The 1,654-nt window shown below is 52.2% G+C and carries 2 protein-coding genes, 1 tRNA gene and 2 pseudogenes; 3 read left to right on the top strand and 2 right to left on the bottom strand.

The window, feature by feature from the left end:
- The 3 genes and pseudogenes from AN476_RS23010 to AN476_RS22160 all read left to right on the top strand — a co-directional run.
- Positions 1-95 (top strand): annotated as a pseudogene (locus AN476_RS23010) (IS5/IS1182 family transposase); the annotation flags it as partial.
- Between the two features lie 159 nt (positions 96-254).
- Positions 255-413 (top strand): annotated as a pseudogene (locus tag AN476_RS22720) (integrase core domain-containing protein); the annotation flags it as partial.
- A gap of 100 nt (positions 414-513) precedes the next feature.
- A tRNA-Arg gene (locus AN476_RS22160) sits at positions 514-590 on the top strand.
- A 214-nt stretch (positions 591-804) separates the two neighbouring features.
- Here the strand turns inward: AN476_RS22160 and AN476_RS22155 are convergent.
- Together AN476_RS22155 and AN476_RS22150 are read right to left on the bottom strand one after the other, a co-directional pair.
- Positions 805-1,185, bottom strand: a complete 381-nt coding sequence (locus AN476_RS22155) for a hypothetical protein (protein WP_157063860.1) — start codon at positions 1,183-1,185, stop codon at positions 805-807.
- Positions 1,182-1,463 carry a hypothetical protein gene (locus AN476_RS22150; protein WP_157063859.1) on the bottom strand — a complete coding sequence of 94 codons (282 nt, stop codon included), beginning with the start codon at positions 1,461-1,463 and terminating at the stop codon, positions 1,182-1,184. Before AN476_RS22150 ends, AN476_RS22155 begins: the two co-directional genes overlap by 4 nt.
- Positions 1,464-1,654 lie beyond the last annotated feature (191 nt).

Genomic DNA, 1,654 nt, shown 5'->3' with positions numbered 1-1,654 from the left:
AAGACTGGCAGCGGGTGGAGACGCGGTACGACAGGTGTCCCAAAGTCTACCTCTCAGCAAGCGCTCTCGCCGCTTCGGTCATCTATTGGCTATGAGTCCTGCACCTAGTTCACGTGACCTTTGGAACCAAAAACTCTGCCGACGGACACGACAAAACTGCAAAGGGCCGCAGGACATTCATACGGCGGGTAACGGGCAATGCCTGGCCCATACGAGAAGAGCGTGCATCCATCGAAGACGAAGCCCAGAGCTTTATCGACGACGAGGTTTTCTACTCCTTACGAGAGGCTCAACTCATCACCGAAAGCTGGAGGAAACACTACAACACCAAACGACCACACTATGCTCTGGGCTGCCGACCATCCGCGCCTGAAGCCATCGTCCCGGTGGGCCAAAGGCCAATCATGCACTAACTTTCAAATTGGACCACGCAAGTGGGGCCGCTCACTCGACTGAGCACGGAAAGGTGCTTTCCTCTGAAATTTTGATCTGCTACATACGCCTTGTGGATACGGCCCCGTAGCTCAACTGGATAGAGCAGCTGACTTCTAATCAGCAGGTTGAGGATTCGAGTTCTTCCGGGGTCGCCACACCTCTACCTTTGTTGCCAATCGGGCATAAGTGTGCGAATTCAGCGTGTTTAATGCGAATTTCTGTCAAGAAGTTTGTCATTTCACTTCCAGTCCCTCAACCTTTACGAACTGTGCGTTTTTGCTGACAAGAATTTGGCCCCAGCATAGCAGCCCCACGCATGCTTTTCCCACGACTTCGCTGTTTCTTGTCTGCAACATGGACTGGGAGGTGTCATTCCAAGATCTCTTCGACCTCATTGCGGAGATAGACCGGCCCATAATCTTCTCCATTTGGTGCAAAGGTTTTCACTCCAGCTGCTCTCAGCTTCCCCAGCAATATCTTGCGATGTTGGCCAAATTTATGCTCCATCGTCGCCGGGGTCATAAAGCGCTTGTGAAACTGGGTGATGTCGTCGGGAGAGAGGTATGATTGGTCAGGACCGCCCTTCGGGTGTGGCGTAAGGGTTTCAGGAGTATGGCCCTCTGCCGCAAGTTTTTTAAACCAGCCATATGTTCGAATGCCGACTGAGCGGCCGAATGCAGAAGCCGTTAGAAACCCTTGGTCCGTGACCTTTTGTTTTGGTGGCCGCATGCCATTGATTTCTGTTTTCAAAACACAGAACCCAGCATAGCCTTTAACGTTAGTGTAGTGCCCGAGCTGAAGTTCACCATTTCGCAGGGCTTCGATGATCTTCCCAACCCGCAGACCTGTGCGCTTTTAGCCTGCTGAATACCTTCCCCGTTAGTGTTGGTAGGCGCTACAGGCTGCGCAATTCCTAAGAGTTCTTCCACCAATGCAATACCATCAGATATGCGCCAAGGAGAATTGATCGTTGCAACCTGGATCCGAGGTTTTATCACACCGTTCTCTGCAAGTGATTTGAATTGCATGAAGGTTGCTCCCATTTCGTGCTGCATTTTCGCGGGACCAACCAAAGTCGGTACTTCAGCCAGTAGATCGGCATAGGCTACAGCGTCAAACGTCTTCCGAGAGACCGGCCGTTGATCGTCGGCAGTATTAGCCCCGGCATCTAACTAGAAACTGTTCAAGCAGGGCAGGTCCTGGCGTGCCCCCATTGGGT

It is taken from the genome of Phaeobacter sp. 11ANDIMAR09 (genome assembly GCF_001294455.1).
Classification (GTDB): Bacteria; Pseudomonadota; Alphaproteobacteria; order Rhodobacterales; family Rhodobacteraceae; genus Pseudophaeobacter.
The sequence above is the reverse complement of the archived record's forward strand: the minus strand, read 5'-3'. Positions and strand labels throughout refer to the sequence as shown.

Excerpts from the sequence above, each read along its gene's own strand:
- AN476_RS22150 (WP_157063859.1), bottom strand. The coding sequence starts at position 1,463 with ATGCAATTCAAATCACTTGCAGAGAACGGTGTGATAAAACCTCGGATC.